Below are 21,442 nucleotides of genomic sequence, written 5' to 3'. Positions count from 1 at the left end.
GTAAAAGCCCGAATCATGATGACGATTCGGGCTTTTTTGTACGCAGATCGGCGATCTCGCCTTGCTCGAAGGCATTCGTCCGCAGCAGGTGAATCAACTGCTGCGCAGTCGCTTCGGGCGATTGCAGCTCGCCCTGCTCTTTGAGCTGAACGAACCTGCTCACCTGCGGGAAGTCCACTTCTTCAGCAGCGCGGATCTCCCGCTGCATATCCGTGTCAACCACACCCGGTGCGATGGAGTAAATCTCCACCGGGTGCGGTTGGTTCATCTGCTCGACGCCCACGCAGCGCGTCAGCATATCGAGCCCGGCTTTGGCGGTGCAGTAGGCACCCCAGCCGGGGTAGGGCTTCTTCCCCGCGCCCGAGGAGATGATGACGACCCGCTTCATGATCGGCCACGCCTGCGTGAGCCGAATGAAGCTGTTCGTCAGCAGCGCGGGCGCGATGAGATTGACCTGCAGGCTGCGCTGCAGGTCGTCATGGTCTGCTCGGCCGATCGACGTCATCGGCTCGAGCATGCCAGCATTATTGATGAGCGTGATGGAATCCGCTTCATCCACCGTGCTGAGGATTCGCTCCATGAGCGAATCAAGGCCTTGCGTGTCCGCCAAGTCGTAAGCGTGGAAGGTAAGTGTACCTTCCGCGCGCAGCGCCTCTTGGCGCAAAGCTTCACTGTCGCTGCGGGAAATGCAGTGAATCGCAGCTCCCTGCTGTAAAAGCTGCCGGATGATCGCAGCGCCGAGTCCTTTTGAACCGCCTGTAATAATATACGTTTCCATTTACGACACCATCCCGTTGAAATTCGCCCTATCCATTAAAGATACCACTCTTCGGGAATGATGTCTTGACGTTTTGAGCATGGGGAACTAACTCCTCTTTGCTATCACTCGCTCGTTTAGATACCAATCCGCTATCTTCACGTCTGTAAAGATGAAATATACTGTTACAGACACGATTCCACATCCCCTCGCATCTGTAACGATGAATAATATCTTTACAGCCTCGCTCAGCGCATAAAACTGCTTTTTTCTCGTTTGTAAGAATGAAAAACATCGTTACAAACACGATTCTACATCCCCTCGCGACTGTAACAATGAAAAATATCTTTATAGCTTATACACTTGGTTGTTGGTCATTGCACGCTTTGCAACAAAATGAATATGAATTGGCTACATCCACTCCCATTGGGAAATGTGCCGTATTCTAAGGGATGGGTATAACACTATGAGATGCAGATTGGATTACGTACAATGGAATCATCAAAGAACCCGTTGCCTGATCGCAACGAATTCTTCTCTCATTAGGCTATTAGTTGAGCACGCCCAAACTACTCATTTCCTCTTCCATCTCTCGTCTTAACGACAGCTTATCATGATCTTCCATAAAAGCGGCATCTACGCCATTCATGATGAGCTTAACCAATTCCGGTGTCGTAAAGCCAAAGCGATCCGCAAGCACCCGGTATTCATTGGTAATGTTCGTACCCGATACGCTGGGGTTATCTGTATTAATCGTAACGACCAGCCCTTGCTCCAAATATTCGCGAATCGGGTAGGCTTCCCAACCAGAAACGGCCTTCGTTTGGATGTTGCTGATCGGGCACATTTCGAGCGGGATGCGGCGATCCTTGACCATTTCCAATATGGACCTGTTCTCCTTCAATCTAACACCGTGCCCAATACGAACAGCGCCAAGATTCGTGACGGCTTCATACACGTTCATCGCTCCGGCTGCTTCTCCGGCATGGATTGTGACAGGAATACCAAGCCTTCCTGACTCCGCAAAAACCTCCCGGAAACATTCCGGCGGATACGACGCCTCATCACCGGCTAAGTCGACAGCGACTATGCCTTTCCCTACATACTTAGCAGCTGCTTCGATCACTTCTAGGTTGCTTTCACAAGAATGATTTCTCATGCAAATCGCAATGACGCCGACTCTCACACCGAAATCCCGCTGCCCCCGTTTCATTCCCTCTACCACATGACGAATCGTCTCCTCAACCGTCAAACCGTTGTTCCTATGGAGTTGCGGTGCGAAACGAACTTCCACATATCTGCAATTATGCTCAGCAGACTGTTCTACGACCTCGTAGGCAACTCGCTCCAAGGCCTCAGCAGATTGTAAAAACCGAGTAGTAAAATGAAATTTGCTTAGATATTCAATGAGACTTCCGCACTCCTCACCTACTCGCATGTGTGGAATGAGTCCATCTTTATCATAAACAGGAAGTTCAATACCTTGCCTACGCGCGAGATCCAGAATCGTCTCTGGCTTCACACTGCCATCCAAGTGCAAGTGAAGATCAACCTTGGGTAATCTCGCTAATAGATCGTTAGCCCGTATGTTATTCATCTTCCATCTCTCCTTTTTCTTTTAATCTCGTAACGCGCTTTTAAAGAATTTTAATAACTTTACTCGAATGTTATGATTATGTCAATATACATAACAATTATTTTGTTTTATTAATATATGCGTAAGGTATGATGACATTGCTTGAATTTCTGGAAATAAAAAAAGACCCACTTCAGGGTCATTCATCCCCCTCTGCGGATCTCCTATTTCATTTTTCCTTTCGATGGATTACTTTCAACGCTTCCCGCACGCTTAGCGGCGAAAGCTCCGTACTTTCAACGAAAGACTGTACCGCTGCGGCATCTGTCTTCGAATACTCCCGAAGTGCCCAGCCAATTGCTTTGCGGATGAAGAATTCCTTCGAATCAGCCATGCGCCTAATACAGCTAAACAGAAGCGGTACATCCGTCTGTTGTTTATATTTTAATTGGAACAATATCGCCGTTCTTTGCAGCCACATATGATCCGAAGCTAGCCACTTATCCACATAGGATGGAATCAACTCAGGAAACCTCTGCAAATGAAAGCCGATTAAGTGATCAGCGATCATATCCACGGTGTCCCACCACGAATTTGTCACAACGAAATACTCCAAAACATCGATATGTCCCCGTTCAGCGGTTTTTCGCAACCCAGTAAGGACCAATAATGCCGTGTAGGCAAACTCGCGCTCCGGCAACTCTCAGAGCTCTTTGGCAATTCTGACCCCCTCTTCACCCTTAGGGAAGCCATGTTCTTTCGTGAATTGCTTGGTCAATGCTACTCGTTCTGGATTACGGATCCCTAGAAATGGGAAATGATTCTTCATGTAGGCTTCCATACTTGACGCATTTGCCGTGTTGCGGTGCGCTCTTAACCAAGCCTCCAGCTTGTCCGTATAAGGGGATGCCATTGGTTACGTGCCTCCTTTTTAACCTATCAGCTATATGCTTTATTGTAGCAATTCCAAAGTAATTCGGGTATGCTTATAGCAGAATTTTTAATATAGACTACTTATCGGATCGGAGAGAACTACATGACTTACAAACTAGTTGCCGCTGACTTAGATGATACGCTGCTGCGTGATGATCTAACCATCTCACAAGAGACTATTGATGCTATGCACCAGGCTGTTGCCAAAGGCGTAACCGTAACGATTGCAACGGGAAGAAGCTTCCCATCCGCTGCCAAGATCGCCAACCAGATCGGACTCAATGTTCCGATTATCACCTATCAAGGCGCTTTAATCAAAAATCTACTTGATGAGGAAGTCCTCTACGAGCGTACAGTTCCTGTTGAAAGTGCCCGATTCCTGCTCGATTTCTGTGAAAAGCGCAACCTTCATTTACAGCTTTACCACGGGGATGAGCTTTATGCAGGTGAAGATAACGACAAGATAAAAGCCTACGTGCGTCTTTCCAAAACGCCTTATATCATTGGTGATCTGCGCCAATGGATTGATATCCCTCAACCTAAGATGCTTATCATCGATACACCGGAAGTTTGCGACCAACTGCGCGAAGAGCTCCTGCCCCTTCTGGGTGACAAGATGCACATTACGAAGTCCAAACCGCACTACTTGGAATTCATGCATAAGGAAGGTACCAAAGGACATGCGATCACTTTCCTTGCCGAGCATATCGGCTGCTCCTTAGATGACGTTATTGCTCTGGGCGATGCTTGGAATGATCGTGAAATGCTGGAAGTCGCTGGACTTGGCGTCGCCATGGACAATGCGCTGCCACAGCTCAAAGAGCTGGCGAACTACGTTACGAAGAGCAATAACGACGACGGCGTCAGACATGTTATTGAAAAGTTTATTTTGAATACGTAAGAGTACGTAATCGTTGAACCGATTCCTTCTGCATGGTCCACATGCGCCGGAGTCGGTTTTTTATTTGCAATCGCTTGGTTTTTGGACATATCCTGTCCCTCCGGCTTATATATTACAATAGAATCAGACAATCTCCGGAGGTGTTTCCATATGGGAAATTTCCCATTAACGCTGCGCTCTCTCTTTGAACGTTCACAAACCCTGTTCCCCAAAAAAGAGGTTGTTTCACGTACAAGCACCGGCATCCATCGGTATACATACGCCGATTTCGGGAGACGTGCGAAGCAGTTATCCAGCTCCCTGCAAGCACTTGGCGTGAAGCCAGGAGATCGGGTTGCTACTTTTGCATGGAATCACCACTGGCATCTAGAAGCTTATTTCGCTATCCCCTGTATGGAGGCTGTGCTGCACACCGTCAACATCCGGCTCCCCGCTGAGCATATTGCGTATATTCTTAATCATGCGGAAGACCGATTTCTCTTCGTCGATGAGACTTTACTCCCAATCATAGAGAAAATCCAGGATCAACTTACGACGATAGAAGGCTATATTTTGATGACGGACAAAAAGGAATTGCCGCCTACTTCTTTACATCCCGTCTATTTATATGAGAACATGATAGAGGACGGCGACCCTCAGTATACATACGCTTCCGACATAAATGAAAGCGCTCCCGCAGGCATCTGTTATACATCTGCGACAACGGGTAATCCCAAGGGTGTGGTGTATTCTCATCGCGGGATCTACCTACATTCCCTCTCCATTGGTCTGGCGGATACACTAGGACTCTCTGAACGCGACACCGTTCTGCCTATTGTGCCGATGTTCCACGTTAATGCTTGGGGACTTCCATTCGCGTCTGTCTGGTTCGGCAGCAAGCAAGTGCTTCCGGGACCTTCGCCGACACCTGACATCCTGCTTCGTTTGATCGCTGAGGAGAAAGTGACGATTGCTGCTGGTGTTCCTACAGTATGGACGGCCGCACTTAAGGTGCAGGAATTACTGCAAGTAGATCTATCATCCCTTCGCGCAGTGGTCTGTGGTGGATCGGCTGCCCCGCGCAGTCTGATTGAAAGCTACGAGCAGCGGCTCAAAGTTCCGTTCTATCATGCCTATGGGATGACAGAAACATGTCCTCTCGTTACCGTTGCCCGCCTTAAAAGCTATCAAGAAGATGCCTCTTACGATGAACAATACGATGCGAGGGCTACTCAGGGCTTACTTGTGCCTGGGCTTGATATGAAAATCGTCGGACCTCGGGGTGAGGTAGCTTGGGATGGTAAGGAGATGGGCGAAATCTTACTGCGCGGGCCATGGGTAGCTACGGAATACTACAAAGATGCTCGAACACAGGAGTCGTTCCAGGACGGTTGGTTCTATAGCGGAGATATCGCGGTTATAGATAGTGAAGGATTTGTGAAGCTGGTGGACAGAGCCAAGGATCTGGTCAAAAGCGGTGGGGAATGGATCTCGTCTCTCGACTTAGAAAACGCATTAATGGCACATCCCAATGTGTTCGAGGCTTGTGTCATCGGCGTGCCGCATCCCAAATGGGATGAACGGCCTCTCGCCTTCGTCGTCCTAAAAGACGCTGCGTTACAAACGGATGACAACAAAGAAGATTTACTCACCTTTTTGGCAAACAAATTCACAAAGTGGTGGATTCCGGACGATGTTGTGTTCCTCAACGAAATACCTAAATCTTCGGTCGGTAAATTTATGAAACGCAGGCTTCGTGAGCAGTATCAAACCTATTTTACAGGAGACTAGATAGCAATGAACAATTTTGAATTAGAGGGCTTCCGCTTTTATACACCAACGAAAGTTCGTTTCTGTGAAACCGATGCGAACGGGCACCTGAGTCACCTTTCTTCCGTCATTTATATGGAGCAAGCCCGCTGTGAGTATATGAACGGTTTGGGTTTATTTTTTGCAAATTCGGATGGTAATCTGGCTGATAAAACCTTCTTTCTCGTCAGCCAAAGCGTCGAATACAAGTCTCAAGCGCATTTTAACGATAACCTCGATATTTATATGAAAGTGAGCCGGATCGGCACTTCATCGATTGAAACTCAGTATGCCATTGTTAAGCGGGAGAATAAGCAGCTTGTGAGCTTCGCTACCAGCACTGGTGTTTATGTCGATGTTCATACACAAAAAGGCACCCCGCTTCCAGAAGATTTAGCAAGCCGTATCGAGCAATTTGAAGCTTCGTTCCTAGGGCAGCAGCAATAGAGCAGCATTCACAGCATTAATGATTAGCAGCGTAAATTGATGATGGAGGGCGCGATTGATATGTTCGATTCAACCTTGCTGAAGGATAAAGTCATTCTTATTACGGGTGGCGGTACCGGTCTGGGCCGTGCTATGGGCGAGAAATTTCTAACGTTAGGCGCAAAACTAGCAATTACCAGCCGACGTGAGGAGGTACTCGCTAAAGCGGCTGCCGAAATGAGCAGTGAAGGCAAAGAAGTATTCTACAAAAGCTGTGACGTGCGTGACCCGCTTCAAATTACCGAGATGGTGGCCGCTGTGGAACAGCACTATGGCCGTATTGATGTACTGATTAATAATGCAGCCGGCAACTTCGCCAGCCCGACAGAAAAATTATCTCCGCGCGCGGTGGATGCGGTGCTGAATATCGTTCTTCACGGGACGTTCTACACCACGTTAGAAGTGGGTAAAAGATGGATCGAGCAAGGCGTCGGCGGTACGATGCTGAACATCGTCACCTCTTACGCCTCCACTGGCTCGGCCTTCGTTGTACCGTCGGCTGCGGCCAAGGCCGGCGTGCTTGCGCTGACGCGCTCGCTTGCCGTCGAGTGGGCGCGGCATGGCATCCGGCAAGTCGCCATCGCGCCGGGGCTCTTCCCGACCGACGGCGCGTGGAGCCGACTGGCTCCGACGCCTGAGCTGTCGGAGAAGCTCTTGAACCGCGTGCCGCTGCGGCGGGTCGGTGAGAAGGATGAGCTCGCGAACCTCGCGGCTTATCTGATCTCGGACTACGCCGCCTATATTAACGGCGAGGTGGTCACGATCGACGGCGGCGAATGGCTGCAGGGCGCCGGGCAGTTCAACGACCTGCTCGAGGTGACCGAGGAGCAGTGGATTGGGCTTGCGGAGATGACGCGCAAGGGCAAGTCATGAGTGGTATGGTCATTTAATTACTCGTTTGCGTAATGTTGTATTTTGTACAACATTACGCAAGTTAATCCACATTTTCCCCGCAAATGTTGCAAAAAATACAACAATTTTAGCCGGAAAGTAGCTTTTTAGCATTAAAAAGGCTTTATTGTTGCACGTTATGCAACATCTTATGCTTGCCCAAGGAGATCTCAAGGAAATTGTTGTACGATGTACAACTCGCCTTCCTATTTCCATACCTGCTACCTCAGTTTACCTACTTCCCTATTTACCTTTAGCTACTTACCTTCCCCTACTTCCCTATTTACCTATTTACCTATTTACCTATTGCCTATTGCCTAGAAATATTTTTGTAGGTTATTCTCACGGCACCCTTAAAGTAAAAAAAGATCCCGGCCCGCAAGATGAACTTGCGTTGGGATCTTTTATGCTTCATTCAAACGGATTGATTAGAGCAAACCAAATTCCTACCGCATGATTTGGCTTTATACAGCGCCTTATCTGCTTCTTCTTTGATATTCTCATTGGTATCAGGGTACGAAGCAACGCCCACAGATACAGTGATCTGTATGACCTTCCCCTCATTAAGCAGAAATTCCTGGTTTCTGACAGCCATTCTAATTCGCTCCCCAATGATTAAAGCATGTTTATGAGGACAATCGTAAAGTAAGATGGCGAACTCTTCCCCACCTATACGTGATACGATATCGAAAGAGCGTGAGGCATCTTTTAACAATTTCCCCAATTGTTTTAACACCGTATCACCATTAGGATGACCGTAGGTATCATTCACTTTTTTAAAATGGTCAATATCTATAATCATCAAAGTCAAGGCTTCGTTCTTGTCTTTTGCTTCCAACAGTAAGGAATTGAATGCCTCATCAAAAGTACGATGGTTATTAAGCTCTGTCAGAAAATCAAACGTAGCTGCCTTTTCGATCATTTGGAAGTGGGTTTTTGCTTTAATCAGAAATTGTGTCAAATAAGCTGTGAAAATGCCGCCTAAAGTCATCATTATCAAGTATATGTAGGATGGAATAGTACCCTTACTCCCCAGATTGATATGAAAAATAATAATCGTAAAGAGATTGTTAAGAAATAGAGCATACGTCCACTTTTTCCAATAGGATAGGTTCCTTGTACAAATCCACCCAAGTATGAACGAAATTATAAGAGTGTTGGAAGCGGCGAAAATGGTAGCAGGACTTAGCGTACCGAAAGCCAATAAACGCATAAGGGAGATAATGATCCCAGTGACTAGGGCAGAGTAAACTCCACCGAATAGCGCCGCTATCGTAATCGCGAGATGTCTAAAATCTAAAATCGTACCGTTCAGCTTAACTGTAAATTCCATAAGTATAATACCTAAAATGCCAGTTAAAACGCCTATATGAAGTTTGGTATACAGAGTAGTAGGCGTACCCAAGTTCCAATCCTTATAAATGACTTGGCTGGCCAAAAACAAATAAGCGGTGACGATAGAGAAATTGGCAATCAAATCCTGTAATGTTTCAAAAGATAAGTCATTCATACTATCCACCCCCCATAATCGTAGCATAATTTTGTTAGCAAACTATGTGGACGAGCTTGAGGGATTGTCACAAACACAAAAAATAGCCACCCTTAGGGACTCTTTTCAGAATCCAAGGATGGCTATTTTATTCATTGTTATCCTTTGACCGCGCCAGCCGTCATTCCCTTCATAATCTGCTCCTGGAACAACAAGAACACGATAATGGTTGGCAGTACGGCAATGGCAAGCGCAGCCATCGTCAATTCGTAATCGGTCATATATCCCGTAGCAAAAGCAGATAAACTGAGCGGAACTGTCTTAAGCGCAGGCTTGCTGATAAAGACTAGTGCGAACGCAAAATCATTCCAAAAGCGTAAAAATCCTAAGATCGCAACCGTAGAAAGCGCTGGCAAGCTAAGCGGAAGCATCATCCGAAAGAAAATGCCCCAATAGCCCGTGCCGTCGATTAACGCCGCTTCCTCAATTTCTTTGGGAATCGTAATTAAATAGGCCGCAATGACGAAGATGGCTAATGGCAATTCAAAGGCGACATAAGGTAAAATGAGTGCACCGTACGTGTTCAGAAGGCCGATTTTTTTCATAATAATAAAAAGAGGTACGAGTGTACTATGGATCGGAATGAGCATTCCGAGTAGAAATAAACCCATAAAAAACGGCTTCCATTTAAATTCAAACCGCGATAAAACAAAGGCTGCCAAAGCTCCAATAACTAGGGTCAGCACTAGCGAGGCCACCGTCACTACGGTAGAGTTCCAGAGCGAGAGACCCATACCCGATACTTTCCATGCGCGAACGATATTGTCCCATTTCCAAACCGTCGGTAGTAAAAAGGGCCGGGAATGAAATTCCTCATTGGACTTTAAAGCACTCATAAATAACCAAATCAACGGGTAAAGCGTGACAAGTGCATACAGGGTCAAACAGACGTTGATGACACCGCGCGCCCACCCTCTTCGCTTCTTACCTCCAGCGGGAAAACCCGTCTGCATCGATACAACCTGCTCCATAGATGTCCCTCCTGAGAGAATTTATTTCCTAACGATAGTCTCGTTTCATCAGATATTGGCTGCCTACGATTAAGAACAAGCTAAGAATAATGATTGCCGTAGAAATGGCGCTGCCAAAACCGAAACGATACACATTGAATGTGCTGTTGTACATATAAGAAGCAAGCAGTTCCGTGGAGTGTGCAGGTCCACCGCCCGTCATGACATAGATGAGATCGAATGCCTTCAAGCTTCCGGAGATGCATAGCACAACGGCTACTTTGACCGTATCCCATATCATAGGCAGTGTGACTGCAAACAATTTGCGCACCGGACCCACGCCGTCCAGCTGGGCAGCATCCTCAATCTCAGGTGAAATATTCTGTAGAGCGGCAATGAACATAATCATGTAGGGACCAATATAATTCCAGATGATCGGCACCATGAGCGCGAACATCGATACTTTCGGATCGGAGAGCCAAGATTTCTTCCAACTTTCAAGCCCGATGCCCTCAAGTAAGAAGTTGAGAATACCGATTTGCGGGTGGTAAATATATCCCCAGATGATCCCGACAACAACCGAGGACAGCACCATGGGCATAAAAACAGAGGCTCGAATAACACGTTGAAATAGCGTACTGCGCATGAGGAGAAGCGCTAATACCATAGCAATTGGTACCTGACCAAAAACGGAAGCTGCAACGATAAGCATGTTATTTTTAAAAGCTTTCCAGAAGATTGGATCTTGGATCACTTCTGCATAGTTGTCAAATCCGATAAATTTAGCTGCACCGATACCTTTCCAGTCGAAAAAGCCGTAGTATGCCGACCAGAAAATCGGAACAATGACAAAAAACAGATAGAGTACTAAGGCCGGAAGCAGCCCTATGGTAATGAATCCTCTGATTCTTGCGGATACGGTCATAACTTCCCTCCTTGCTATCTTTTTTGAAAAAAGGCTCCAGCCGGGCTTTGGCTGGAGTCCTTTGTCCGTACTTTATTTGCCGACGGCTTTAGCTTGCGAGTCTTGAATTTTCTTGGCAATATCCTCAGGCTTGCCACCCATGAGGAGCTCTTGAAGTCCATTATTCACGACATCCGCACTGGCGGAGCTAAGCTTGCCATCGTAAACTGGCGTTTTCTTGACCGTGCTCATCATTTTGTACACTTCTGCAAACAAGGAAGATACTTTCGTTGTATCCAAGTCTACTTTGTAGCTAACGAGCTGGTTGCTTTCCAAAATAGCTTTCTGTGCTTCTGGGCCAGACAACGTATAGATCAGTTCATAAGCGGCAGCTTTCTGTGCGCCGGTAACTTTCTTACTCATCCCAAGTCCTGTTCCTACTACGCCTGAAAGGGTGTTCGGATCACCTTTACCGTTAGGCACCGATGGCAGAACGGTAACAGCCATGTTAGCTAATGCTTCTTTGGATGTATTCGACGCTAAGTTCGGTAATGCCCAACCACCATCGATCATCATGGCCGCTTTACCTTGAGCGAACATTTGTTCCATTTGTGTATTATCAATGCTGTTGAAGCCTTCTTGGAAAGCCCCAGCCTTACCAAGCTGTTGAAGATACGTCAAGGCTTGTACGAATTCTGGATCCGTAAATTTGGCGCCATTCTGATCCACTGCTTTCAGGAACCATTCCGTACCTGTTACACGGTCTGCAAGTGAGCTGAGAATGCTGGACTGCGCAACCCATGCCGCTTTGTTACCAAGTGCGATTGGTGTAACATTATTCTTTTTGAACGTATCCACCAGCTTCATGAGATCGTCCCATGTCTTAGGCGGCTGTACATTATATTTGTTAAAGATTTCTTTGTTGTAGTAAAGGATAGAAGTAGGAGATAGAGCCATCGGTGCGCTGTAGGTTTTGCCTGAGATGGTGAAATCATCAAATGACCCTGGCATGAAACCGTTCTTCCATTCCGCTTTGCTATCCAGCAGCTCATTAATCGGCTGTATCAAGTCACCACCGACGAATTCCTTGGTCATGACACCTGGCCACATCACGAAAAGATCTGGCATTTCATTAGCGGCAGCTACCGTTTTTAAACGTGGACGGTAACCATCGGGCGGGATTCCCTGTATATCTAACTCGACATTCGGGTGATCTTTCTTGAACTTCTCCATATATTCACGCATCGTTTTGGCGCGGAGATCTTCGCCTGTATAGTTGTGCCAAATCGATAATTTCACTTTCTCAGCTGGTTTGGCTGCATCTGTCGATTTGGGAGAAGTGGTACCCGCAGCACCCTCTTTTGTTCCACTTGAACCACAACCGGCTAATAAAGCTAATGAAATCGTAGCCGCCAGTGTAACGATCAATGACTTTTTCATTTGTTTGGACCTCCTAAAAGTTTTCGTAGATACATAAGCTCAAGCTCTCTCTATGAACTTTAGTATAGAGGACATATTCAGGAGGTGGTACGGGAGAAACTTCGGCGCAGAGGGGGACATTATTCAGTCTTTATTCCCTTGCCGAAATTCGGATGGCGTTCTTCCCGTATACTTTTTGAACTGCTGCGTAAAGTATTTGATATCTTCATAGCCCACTCTTCTTGCAATATCGCTGACTTTGGTCTGAGTGCCCTGGAGGATATCCACCGCGCGTTTCATCCGTTCCTGAGTGACGAATTCGATATAGGTACAGCCTGTCTCCCGCTTGAACACCTCGCTAAAATGATTGGGATTCACATGCACGAATCCAGCCACCTGCTGAAGCGAAATCGGCTGATGCAGATTGTCCCGGATATAGGCAATGGACTTGTGAATATACGCGTAGCGATTCTGATCCAAGCCTTGATGAAAACGCGTCATCACGGCAGATAGCACCTTAAAGACTTCATCTTCGGGACGCCCTTCCCCCTCATAGGTAGGCAGTGTGCTAAGAGGAACGGTTCCCTCTTGAGAAGAACTGGCCCGTTCAAGCCATCGATGACCCGCAATGATCATCGACTGCAAATAACCCTGCACCGTAAGCGGCGTCGCTGCGGCATCTTCCATCAGAGCCCGTACCTTCTGGTTCACCCAGTGCCTCAGCTCTGTGGCATTGCCGCTCATCAAGATCGCCGTAAGCTCTGCTTCTTCCTTCTCTGTGCAAACCGTACGACCTCCGCTGCGCTCCCTGATATCTTTAACCGTAAACAGTCCTTGTGCACCGAGCAGCCCTTGGTAAGCAAAAACTTCTTTCGCCGTACGATAAGATTCCCGAAGGCCTTCGTAATCCTGCGTTACGGTTCCAAGCGCTGCAAAAGCCGAGCATTTGAGCGTTTCGGTAACGCGCTTAAGCGCCTTTGTCAGCCCAGCTTGGTCGGTCATCCCGACTTCGTGACGCACGACAAGCAGCAAATGGTCCTTTTTCATCAGCGTGACGCACGGGAGCAGCTCGAAGAGGATATTCTCTGCAGCTCCTTGCAGAAGCTCCATGATAGGCGTCTCTCCCCATCCGGACACAGAGATCAGGAGAACTTGCATCGCTGCAGACTCACCTGTCTCAGGGTGAACATCTACACCATTCTTGCTAAACCATACTTGCAGCTGCTCTTGAGCTTCCCTATCATCGTTCAATCCTCGACCCAGCACCCGTTCCAACAACTGATTGCGCAGTGCAGCCTGTTGAAGGTTATCTTGTTTGATCGACTCCCATTTATCCATTATGTTCTGCTTCGCTTTCAGCGCAGCTTTAATAATCTCTTCCGGACGACTTGTTTTCAACAAGTAATCGGTCACACCTTCGCGCAGTGCCTGCTGGGCATAACTGAAGTCATCGTAACCTGTAAGGATAACGATCTCCGTATCCGGCAGCATCGCTTTCACCTCGCGTGCAAGCTCGATACCGTCCATACCTGACATACGAATATCGGTCAGCACAATATGCGGTTTCTCTTCAGATATGCGCTCTAAGGCCTCTTCAGCAGAAGAGGCGGCCGGAAGCAGTTCTAGTCCGAGCTCTTTCCAATCAATTACGGTACAAAGACCTGTTCGTATAATAACCTCATCATCTACAATCAAGATTCTCATGTCACTAGTTCTCCCATCCCAAGAGGAATTGAAAATGAAATGCTCGTCCCCACACCCTGCGTACTCTCAACAATAAGCCCAGATTCTACTCCATAATGCAGTAACAATCTCCGGTGAACATTGATAAGTCCGTAGCTAGTAACAGCTATCTTCGTTTCTTTAGCGACTTCGCTTAGCATACCCAGTTGACGATTGGCCAAAGCGAGCTGATCTTGAATCGCGCGTTGCTTCGTTTCATCCATGCCTATTCCGGTATCTTCAACAACGAATTTCATTTGACCATCCTTCAGTTCTCCGTGCACATAGACGTGACCCTTCGCTTTTTTCTTCTGGATGCCATGAATAAGGCTGTTCTCAATCAGTGGCTGTAGAAGCAGCTTCAGCATCGAGGTATGCACCATCGCGGGATCGATAAAAAATTCAATCTCAAACTGGTCTGGAAACCGAATAGCTTGTATATAGGCATAGTTTTGTGCATGAGAAATTTCCTGCTGAACGGCACAAAACTCCTCGCCCTTATTCAAACTAAATCTCAAGAAATCACTGAGCGCACCCACCATTTCAGCAATTTGACGATCCTTATTCATCAAGGCAATCCAGTGTATGGAGGAGAGTGTATTATATAGAAAATGCGGATTGATCTGTGCCTGCAGAGCCATAATATCCGCTTCCTTTTTCATCGCCTCGTTCAGCTGTACTTGATCCTTCAGTCTTCCTATCCGTTCACTCAGCTTATTATAGCTGTGGACAAGCAGTCCGACTTCATCGACGCTTTTCACCTCATAGGTAGGAATCGTCTCATCTGGATTCAGATCCTTCAGATACTTCGTCAATTTGATCAAGGGCTTTGTTACCCATTGCAAGAAGTAAAGCACCATCCCCATAGCTAGCAGCAGGGCAATTACAATCGTAACAGCTGTCACTGTGAGCACGTAACCATTTTGCTTTTGATAGATTTCTGTAGGGATGAAACCAACCAATTTCCAGCCTAATCGAGGAATCGGATTATACAAAACCGTATGCGGCTGTTCCCCTTTTTTTACGTTCAGCACACTACTTGAATCCGCTAGCCCCCCCATTTTCGGAAAAATTTCACCGACGGTTCGTGCTAACCAACTCGGATCGCCACCCGAAATGATCTGATCATATTGATCTAACAATAGAACGAACCCACTGCTTTCCCAGCCTGCACCTGTCAAATAACGCTCGATCTCTGCCTGATCTAACGAAACGGTCAAAGTACCTATCGTCTTAAAAGTACTAAAATCACGTATAGGTCTGACGAGTGAAATAACCTTCTTTGGTCCGTCCGATGTTTGGTTTTCATACAGTGGAGACCACCATTTGGAAGCTGGCTTGTAAACGGATTCATATTGTTGTAAGAGAGGATATAATCCTGAATTGGTTATGGTCGTTGTTGAAAGAGCAGGATTGCCGTTTTTCGGAGTAATCGTAATGTTGGAGATATATTTTTTGGAATACGATAAATTCCATAGGGTGCCAACAATAAGGGAATAGCTGTTGACGTCTCCTTCTTCGTTATCGAGATACGTTTGAATATCCTTTTGCCCGATCAGAAAGACCGACATATTCTCAACGTCTTGAATGACAAAATCAAGCTTGTCCGACATTTGCTTCAGTGTGTTCATCCCCGCCTGCTTCGCTTTATCTTCCGTCACCGATGTTGCGATGCTATAGGAAACGATCCCCATTGAAAGCAGCGGTAATACAACTGCGAATAAAATAAGCAATGACAGTTTACGTTTCAGGGATTTGGCAAACCAGCGTCTCATGGGTGATCCCTCCTTCGGTCCTGCAATGATCTTTTTTACATAGTACCATGAGCATTGCCAGAAAATCATACTTTTTTTTAGTTAAACAAACTTTTTGTTTGACATTCAACCTGTTTGTGTTACCATTTTTCTCAGAATAACCTTACACGGGGAGATGACAGGCATGGAATCAATTCAAGATGAATTTGGGTTTTTGACCGATCTTGTGACAGGGCTTGCCGCTCAATTCGGAGACAACTGCGAAGTCGTGCTGCATGACTTGACAGGTCCGTACGACAGCTCCATCGTCGCGATTGCGAATGGTCACATTACAGGACGTAAAGTCGGAGATCCCGGAACGAATCTGGGTTTGGAGCTGCTGCGCGGAAATCATGTAAACGGCAACAAGTTTAACTATTTAACACAAACCAAAGCTGGACGCATTCTGCGCTCCAGTTCGATGTATATGAAAAATAAAGCAGGCACTATTATTGGCTCGCTGTGCATTAACTATGATATCACAGAGCTGATGATCGCAGAGAAAACGCTGCAGACGCTTATACGTCCTGGTGAACAAACAGAAGTAAAGGAATCTTTCGTTACGAGTGTAAGCGATCTGCTTGATGCCCTTATTCAAGAAGCACAAGAGCAAGTAGGCAAACCTGTTGCGGTTATGACCAAGGAAGACAAAATGCGCATGATTCAACTTCTCGATGCCAAAGGTGCTTTTCTGATTAAAAAAGGTGGCGAGAAAATTTGCACCTATTTAAATATCTCAAAGTATACCCTTTATAGCCACTTAGAAGAAGGCAAAAGTGCCGTGAAAGAGAGTGTGGAGGGATGATGAAAAAGATGGAGAGCTTGGAAACATTGGAGACAACAGAAACATTAGAGACACCTTGCCTGCTTATTGACGCAGATCGCATGGATCGTAACATTCAAGCAATGGCTAATGTTATCAGTCAACATCATGTGAAGCTGCGTCCGCATGCGAAAACGCATAAACTCCCTTCAGTCGCACTCCAACAAATTGAGGCTGGCGCTGTCGGTATCACGGTAGCGAAAGTGTCTGAAGCAGAGGTTATGGCGGCGGGTGGCGTTAACAATATTTTCATCGCCTATCCCCTTGTAACCGCAAGCAAAATTGAAAGAGCGATTCGCTTAAGCGAGCAAATCGAGCTGATCGTCGGCGTCGACAGCTTGGCAGGCGCTCAGCAATTAGAGAAGTGCGCTAGCCGACTTGGCCACTCGCTGCAAGTCCGGCTAGAAATCGATACTGGCTTTCGCAGAACCGGCGTACTCTACGAGCAAGCCTCCGCGCTCGCCGCGGAGATCGCCCGCATGCCGCATTTGCGGCTGACCGGCATCTATACGTTTCGTGGCTCCCTGCTAGCAGGAAAGCCTACTCTCGACGTGGCTGCAGCCGGTCAAGAAGAAGGCACGCTGATGGTGCAGCTGGCCGAGCGTCTTAGAGCGCAGGGCATCGCTATCACGGACGTTAGCGTCGGATCCACACCGACGGCCGCTTCCGCCGCTGCTGTTGAAGGCGTGACGGAGGTCCGCCCAGGCACCTACGTGTACTACGATCGGATGCAAGCCCGCTTAGGCCTCTGCGGCATCGAAGACTGCGCTGGCAGCGTGCTTGTCACCGTCGTTAGCCGCCCGTCAGCGGATCTCGCGATCATTGATGGCGGCAGCAAAACATTCGCTACCGATGTGCAACCAGGCACGGAGCCGCTTCAGCTGCGGGGCTTCGGGCACATCATGAACCTAGAAGATGCGCTTCTCGTTCGCTTATCTGAAGAACATGGCATGGTTGATCTTGGACCAATGGCCCAAGCGGCCAACATACAGGTAGGCGACAAGCTGCGTATTATCCCTAATCACATCTGCAGCACCGTCAATCTGCACAATCAGGTTATCATGCAGCGCGGTGATGCGTTTGAGCACTTGCCGGTGCTTGCACGAGGTATGTTGGAGTAAGCTAAGCAATCTGGGAGCTTACTGCCGATTTAATCATCATTTGACTTGGAGGTCAACATTATGTCCCAAATTGAACAACGTCTACAAGAGCTAGGTATCACGCTTCCCCCATCCCCAGAACCGCGTTTCACTTATATTCCTTGCAATCAGACAGGGAATCTCATTTACTTATCCGGTCAGGATTGCCGTATTAACGGTGAACTTATGTACGAAGGCAAACTTGGCCGCGAAGTAACGATCGAGCAAGGGCAAGCGGCAGCCCGTCAAACCATTATCAATTGCTTTGCGGTTATGAAGGGCTATCTTGGAGACTTGGATCGAGTTGTCAAAATCGTGAAAATGCTCGGTTTCGTCAACAGCGCTCCGGGCTTTGGCGATCAACCCTATGTCATCAACGGCGCTTCTGACTTGTTAGTGGCTGTGTTCGGTGAGCAGGGCAAACATGCTCGTTCAGCGATTGGTACGAGTGATCTGCCTTTTCACACACCAGTGGAAATTGAACTTATCGTAGAAGTGCGAGATTAGTATCGAGCTCAACATAAACAAGGACCTGAGGCGCTGCCTCAGGTCCTTGTTTTAAACTCAAATGTTCCGCATGTTCCACAAAAAGGAACGTAGAAGCCTTATTTGAACGAAAAACGCCAGTTTCATCCACTATGAGGAACGAGGATTCGCTATTTCGCTGCTTCGCGACCTAAAGAGCTCTATTTTCCTAAAATAGAGCCCTCACGTTCCGTTAGATTCGACTTTCAGCACATTTTTCCCGAAATAGCGGCTTGTCGTTCCTCTTAAGCTCTCTTTAGCCAATCTTTAGCTCTCTTTAGCCCACTCTTCAGCACTCTTTAGCACTCAAAAGTAGCATAATTAGCCTGCTCATCCTACCCAACCGAGGAATTCTCCGAAATTCGGAGTTAGCTATACTCCTCACACGCGGAATCTTCCGATTAAGGTTTGCAAATCAGCAGCCATGCTGTTCAGCACTGTCGCTGAGGAGAATATCTCCTCCATACTCGCGTACTGGCCCTCGATGTTGGAAGATACATTTCTTGCTCCCGCTGCGGTCTGTCCGGCGACTTCATCGATCGCGCGAATCACATCCACGGCTGCGCGTGTTTTCTCGGAAATAGCGGCCGAACTTCCCGCCACTTCCTCGATCTGCCTCGCAACTTCGTCCATCGCATCGCGAATACGTTTGAAAGTATCCCGCGCTACGCCGACCACCTCAAGCCCCGTCTGCACCTCTCGGCTCCCAGCCTCGGTGGAACTGACAACCTCTCTTGTTTCATCCTGAATACTGGAAACAAGAAGAGCGACTTCTTCCGCAGCTGCTCCCGTCTGCATAGATAACTTGCGGACCTCGTCAGCGACGACCGCAAAACCTTTGCCAGCGGCTCCGGCGCGTGCCGCTTCAATGGAGGCATTGAGCGCCAGCATGTTTGTCTGCCGCGCAATACCTGCAATCATCGCGTTCGCATTGACGATTTGTTCAGACCGTTGACCGAGCCTCTGTACCGATTCAGCAAGTTCCATCATCTTCTGATAGATAGCATTCATCTGCTTAATCGCTGTCTCGACAGCCGCATTCCCCTCCCCTGCCTCTTGCTGCGCAAGGAAAGACTGATGGTTAGCCGACTGCGTGACGCTTGCAATCTGAATGACGGCTGCTGACATTTCCTCCATGATGGAGACTCCCAAGTGTACACTACGAACTTGCGCATCCGTACCCATCGAAATGTCCTGGACTGTGTATGTAATGCGTTCCGAAGATTCGCTAACTTGCTCAGAATTGCTGCTTAGCGCTTCCGATGCTGCAGCGACGTGTTGGGCACTGCTCCCTACCTGACTAATTAAGCTATGTAGATTGGCTTTCATTTGATTAAAAGCGGTAGCCAAATGTCGTAGTTCGTCCCTATTCTTCACGTTAATGTCACCAACCGTTAAATCACATGCTGCAATTCGTTCAGCTACTTGTACCATAGAACGTATGGGATTAACAATCATGCGGGACAGCAAGAGGCCGATGACCAAGGCGAAAAGAAAAGCTGCTACACTGACCCAGATCAACGTTTGAACGGTCGATACAACCACATCATGATTGCGGGCAGAAGCTTCCTCCTGGACCTTCCTTTCCAACTCTTCAATCTTCGCGGCAGCCTGCGTCAATGTTTCCGTTGTCGGAATAGCCCACTGCGTCGCCTCTGCTTTGGCTAGAGCCACGTTCCCTTTGTCGGCGTATTCCGTCACTTTCTTCACTAGACGAGCAAACGTCATGTTCGAGTCTACCATGGATTGGATTGCACTTTGCTCATCCTCGTTCTTCGAAACCTCTCCCATCTTTGTAATGATCGAAGAAAGTGTTCCATTCATTTCCGTCAAAAGCTTCTCTTTGTCCTTCGTAGGGTCTAAAACGTATCCGAACAGCATGCTGTTTTGTATTTGCGTTTTCTCTTTGATCTCAGAAACATTTCGAAGAATAGTGACATTATCATTCAAGAGCTTGGAATAGGAACTATCTACTTTATTTAAGTATGTATACGACATGCCGCTGGTTACAGCAACGAGTAAAGATACAATAACAAATGTACCTACAATTTTGCTTCTCAAAGAAACCGAAAATAGTCGTTTTCTCCAGCTAGCCGAATTACGATTTGCCATAACTATGCCCTCCTACAGACGTCAGTAATCGCTTTCATTTTATACACGATAACAGGCTGTCGTTAAATCGCGACAGCCTGTTTCACATTATTACCTATAACCAAATGAAATGGAGCGTTTTTGGTGTTTAACTATAATTTATTTGGAATTCATGTATTTACGCATATCGAAGGCAACAGCCGCGACGATAATGACACCTTTAATAATCAACTGCCAGTAAGGACTAATTCCGATAAACGTTAAACCATAGTTGATAACGCTGAAAATTAAAACCCCTGCAAGAACACCAGGTACAGTCCCGATACCACCGGAAGTGGATACACCACCGACGACGCAAGCTGCGATCGCATCAAGCTCGTACATATTCCCGTAGTTATTCGTTGCGCCACCCGTTCTTGCTGCTTCTAGCACCCCTGCTAGACCATACAAAGCGCCAGCAATCGCATAGATGTAGATGAGGTAACGGTTTACGTTAATACCTGAAACGACTGCTGCATGAATGTTGCCGCCGATGGCGTACATATATTTCCCCAGCTTCGTTTTGTTGAACACAATCCAAACGATGATAGATACGACAATGGCAATAATGACAATGTAAGGAATGGAATAAGTAGAACCGGTTCCGATCGCGCCTGTCCCCAGCTGACTGAAATCTGATCTCAATCCGCCAATCGGTTGTGATTGATTCGGTTTCATATCAAAGTATAAGGAGTTAGCTCCGTATACAGCTACCATGGTACCCAAAGTTGCGATGAACGGTGGAACCTTGAATTTTGCAACAATGATCCCATTGATCAGACCTACCAATAGACCGGCTGCAATCGCAATAAGGATCGGCACGATCAATGGCAGCTCCGGCAAATTCGGGAAAAATCTTCGACCATACTCCTGAGTTTGCAGCATGGAAGCGGAGATAACGGCGGTCAAGCCGACGATACGTCCGGTCGAAAGATCCGTTCCCCCTGTGATCAAGATGAATGCCGCACCCAAGGCGATAATGACGCGTGTGGATGACTGCAGTAAAATATCACGTAGGATATTTACAGATAAAAAACGTGGATCATATATCGCGATACCGATAACTAACACGACTAATACGATGTAAATTGCATATTTGGTCACGAACCCACTAATGTCTCTGGATTTCAATGTTTCTGTCTTCGTACTCATGGTT

Annotated in this window: 17 protein-coding genes and 1 pseudogene; 7 read left to right on the top strand and 11 right to left on the bottom strand. The window is 47.2% G+C overall.

Translation table 11 applies throughout. From position 1 onward, the window contains the following. Window positions 1–13: 13 nt before the first annotated feature. The 3 genes and pseudogenes from AC58UU_RS37335 to AC58UU_RS37325 all read right to left on the bottom strand — a co-directional run bounded on the left by AC58UU_RS37335 (window position 14) and on the right by AC58UU_RS37325 (window position 3,246). On the bottom strand, window positions 14–778 hold the full coding sequence (locus AC58UU_RS37335) for a (S)-benzoin forming benzil reductase (protein ID WP_497322486.1): 765 nt from the start codon (window positions 776–778) through the stop codon (window positions 14–16). Window positions 779–1,307: 529 nt separating this feature from the next. Beyond that, entirely contained in the window at window positions 1,308–2,354 is a 1,047-nt protein-coding gene (gene add / locus AC58UU_RS37330) for an adenosine deaminase (RefSeq protein WP_497322484.1), read from the bottom strand. Window positions 2,355–2,562: 208 nt separating this feature from the next. After that, window positions 2,563–3,246 (bottom strand): annotated as a pseudogene (locus AC58UU_RS37325) (DNA alkylation repair protein). Between the two features lie 123 nt (window positions 3,247–3,369). Between AC58UU_RS37325 and AC58UU_RS37320 the strand changes: the two are divergent. The 4 genes from AC58UU_RS37320 (at window position 3,370) to AC58UU_RS37305 (ending at window position 7,314) form a co-directional block, all read left to right on the top strand. Beyond that, entirely contained in the window at window positions 3,370–4,167 is a 798-nt protein-coding gene (locus tag AC58UU_RS37320) for a Cof-type HAD-IIB family hydrolase (protein ID WP_171688881.1), read from the top strand. Window positions 4,168–4,317: 150 nt separating this feature from the next. Continuing rightward, window positions 4,318–5,937 carry a long-chain fatty acid--CoA ligase gene (locus tag AC58UU_RS37315; protein WP_497322483.1) on the top strand — a complete coding sequence of 540 codons (1,620 nt, stop codon included), beginning with the start codon at window positions 4,318–4,320 and terminating at the stop codon, window positions 5,935–5,937. 6 nt (window positions 5,938–5,943) lie between these two features. After that, on the top strand, window positions 5,944–6,402 hold the full coding sequence (locus tag AC58UU_RS37310) for an acyl-CoA thioesterase (RefSeq protein WP_307434667.1): 459 nt from the start codon (window positions 5,944–5,946) through the stop codon (window positions 6,400–6,402). A 60-nt stretch (window positions 6,403–6,462) separates the two neighbouring features. Beyond that, on the top strand, window positions 6,463–7,314 hold the full coding sequence (locus AC58UU_RS37305; RefSeq protein WP_497322482.1) for an SDR family oxidoreductase: 852 nt from the start codon (window positions 6,463–6,465) through the stop codon (window positions 7,312–7,314). Between the two features lie 433 nt (window positions 7,315–7,747). On the opposite strand, the gene AC58UU_RS37300 is transcribed toward AC58UU_RS37305, so the two are convergent. The 6 genes from AC58UU_RS37300 to AC58UU_RS37275 form a co-directional block, all read right to left on the bottom strand. Continuing rightward, window positions 7,748–8,842 carry a GGDEF domain-containing protein gene (locus tag AC58UU_RS37300; RefSeq protein ID WP_497322481.1) on the bottom strand — a complete coding sequence of 365 codons (1,095 nt, stop codon included), beginning with the start codon at window positions 8,840–8,842 and terminating at the stop codon, window positions 7,748–7,750. A 137-nt stretch (window positions 8,843–8,979) separates the two neighbouring features. Then, complete coding sequence (locus AC58UU_RS37295) at window positions 8,980–9,852, bottom strand: carbohydrate ABC transporter permease (protein WP_497322480.1); 873 nt, start codon at window positions 9,850–9,852, stop codon at window positions 8,980–8,982. Between the two features lie 28 nt (window positions 9,853–9,880). Beyond that, complete coding sequence (locus AC58UU_RS37290) at window positions 9,881–10,756, bottom strand: carbohydrate ABC transporter permease (protein ID WP_307434679.1); 876 nt, start codon at window positions 10,754–10,756, stop codon at window positions 9,881–9,883. A 72-nt stretch (window positions 10,757–10,828) separates the two neighbouring features. After that, window positions 10,829–12,175, bottom strand: a complete 1,347-nt coding sequence (locus AC58UU_RS37285) for an extracellular solute-binding protein (RefSeq protein ID WP_497322479.1) — start codon at window positions 12,173–12,175, stop codon at window positions 10,829–10,831. Between the two features lie 123 nt (window positions 12,176–12,298). Then, window positions 12,299–13,858, bottom strand: a complete 1,560-nt coding sequence (locus tag AC58UU_RS37280; protein WP_497322477.1) for a response regulator transcription factor — start codon at window positions 13,856–13,858, stop codon at window positions 12,299–12,301. Next, window positions 13,855–15,651 (bottom strand): sensor histidine kinase, encoded by a 1,797-nt coding sequence (locus AC58UU_RS37275; RefSeq protein WP_497322476.1) that lies wholly within the window; start codon window positions 15,649–15,651, stop codon window positions 13,855–13,857. Before AC58UU_RS37275 ends, AC58UU_RS37280 begins: the two co-directional genes overlap by 4 nt. A gap of 163 nt (window positions 15,652–15,814) precedes the next feature. Here AC58UU_RS37275 and AC58UU_RS37270 point away from each other — a divergent pair, with 163 nt between their 5' ends. From AC58UU_RS37270 to AC58UU_RS37260, 3 genes are read left to right on the top strand one after another with little or no spacing between them, the layout of a single operon-like run. Beyond that, on the top strand, window positions 15,815–16,474 hold the full coding sequence (locus AC58UU_RS37270; protein ID WP_497322475.1) for a helix-turn-helix transcriptional regulator: 660 nt from the start codon (window positions 15,815–15,817) through the stop codon (window positions 16,472–16,474). After that, a complete protein-coding gene (locus tag AC58UU_RS37265; RefSeq protein WP_497322474.1) occupies window positions 16,471–17,613 on the top strand; it encodes an alanine racemase in 1,143 nt (380 codons plus the stop codon). Before AC58UU_RS37270 ends, AC58UU_RS37265 begins: the two co-directional genes overlap by 4 nt. A 60-nt stretch (window positions 17,614–17,673) precedes the next feature. Next, window positions 17,674–18,138 (top strand): RidA family protein, encoded by a 465-nt coding sequence (locus AC58UU_RS37260; protein WP_497322473.1) that lies wholly within the window; start codon window positions 17,674–17,676, stop codon window positions 18,136–18,138. A gap of 399 nt (window positions 18,139–18,537) precedes the next feature. On the opposite strand, the gene AC58UU_RS37255 is transcribed toward AC58UU_RS37260, so the two are convergent. Together AC58UU_RS37255 and mglC are read right to left on the bottom strand one after the other, a co-directional pair. Continuing rightward, window positions 18,538–20,268, bottom strand: a complete 1,731-nt coding sequence (locus tag AC58UU_RS37255; protein ID WP_497322471.1) for a methyl-accepting chemotaxis protein — start codon at window positions 20,266–20,268, stop codon at window positions 18,538–18,540. Window positions 20,269–20,406: 138 nt separating this feature from the next. Then, complete coding sequence (mglC, locus tag AC58UU_RS37250; RefSeq protein WP_171642657.1) at window positions 20,407–21,438, bottom strand: galactose/methyl galactoside ABC transporter permease MglC; 1,032 nt, start codon at window positions 21,436–21,438, stop codon at window positions 20,407–20,409. Window positions 21,439–21,442: the final 4 nt, after the last annotated feature.

The organism is Paenibacillus sp. JT22N1 (assembly GCF_059692155.1).
This window is presented reverse-complemented; position numbering and strand designations above follow the sequence as displayed.

Bases quoted from the DNA above. Each gene is read 5' to 3' on its own strand.
- AC58UU_RS37270 (WP_497322475.1), top strand. From the start codon at position 15,815: ATGGAATCAATTCAAGATGAATTTGGGTTTTTGACCGATCTTGTGACA.
- AC58UU_RS37285 (WP_497322479.1), bottom strand. From the start codon at position 12,175: ATGAAAAAGTCATTGATCGTTACACTGGCGGCTACGATTTCATTAGCT.
- AC58UU_RS37320 (WP_171688881.1), top strand. From the start codon at position 3,370: ATGACTTACAAACTAGTTGCCGCTGACTTAGATGATACGCTGCTGCGT.
- AC58UU_RS37305 (WP_497322482.1), top strand. From the start codon at position 6,463: ATGTTCGATTCAACCTTGCTGAAGGATAAAGTCATTCTTATTACGGGT.
- AC58UU_RS37300 (WP_497322481.1), bottom strand. From the start codon at position 8,842: ATGAATGACTTATCTTTTGAAACATTACAGGATTTGATTGCCAATTTC.
- AC58UU_RS37275 (WP_497322476.1), bottom strand. From the start codon at position 15,651: ATGAGACGCTGGTTTGCCAAATCCCTGAAACGTAAACTGTCATTGCTT.
- AC58UU_RS37295 (WP_497322480.1), bottom strand. From the start codon at position 9,852: ATGGAGCAGGTTGTATCGATGCAGACGGGTTTTCCCGCTGGAGGTAAG.
- AC58UU_RS37265 (WP_497322474.1), top strand. From the start codon at position 16,471: ATGATGAAAAAGATGGAGAGCTTGGAAACATTGGAGACAACAGAAACA.
- AC58UU_RS37315 (WP_497322483.1), top strand. From the start codon at position 4,318: ATGGGAAATTTCCCATTAACGCTGCGCTCTCTCTTTGAACGTTCACAA.
- AC58UU_RS37335 (WP_497322486.1), bottom strand. From the start codon at position 778: ATGGAAACGTATATTATTACAGGCGGTTCAAAAGGACTCGGCGCTGCG.
- AC58UU_RS37260 (WP_497322473.1), top strand. From the start codon at position 17,674: ATGTCCCAAATTGAACAACGTCTACAAGAGCTAGGTATCACGCTTCCC.
- AC58UU_RS37255 (WP_497322471.1), bottom strand. From the start codon at position 20,268: ATGGCAAATCGTAATTCGGCTAGCTGGAGAAAACGACTATTTTCGGTT.
- AC58UU_RS37280 (WP_497322477.1), bottom strand. From the start codon at position 13,858: ATGAGAATCTTGATTGTAGATGATGAGGTTATTATACGAACAGGTCTT.
- mglC (WP_171642657.1), bottom strand. From the start codon at position 21,438: ATGAGTACGAAGACAGAAACATTGAAATCCAGAGACATTAGTGGGTTC.
- AC58UU_RS37310 (WP_307434667.1), top strand. From the start codon at position 5,944: ATGAACAATTTTGAATTAGAGGGCTTCCGCTTTTATACACCAACGAAA.
- AC58UU_RS37290 (WP_307434679.1), bottom strand. From the start codon at position 10,756: ATGACCGTATCCGCAAGAATCAGAGGATTCATTACCATAGGGCTGCTT.
- add (WP_497322484.1), bottom strand. From the start codon at position 2,354: ATGAATAACATACGGGCTAACGATCTATTAGCGAGATTACCCAAGGTT.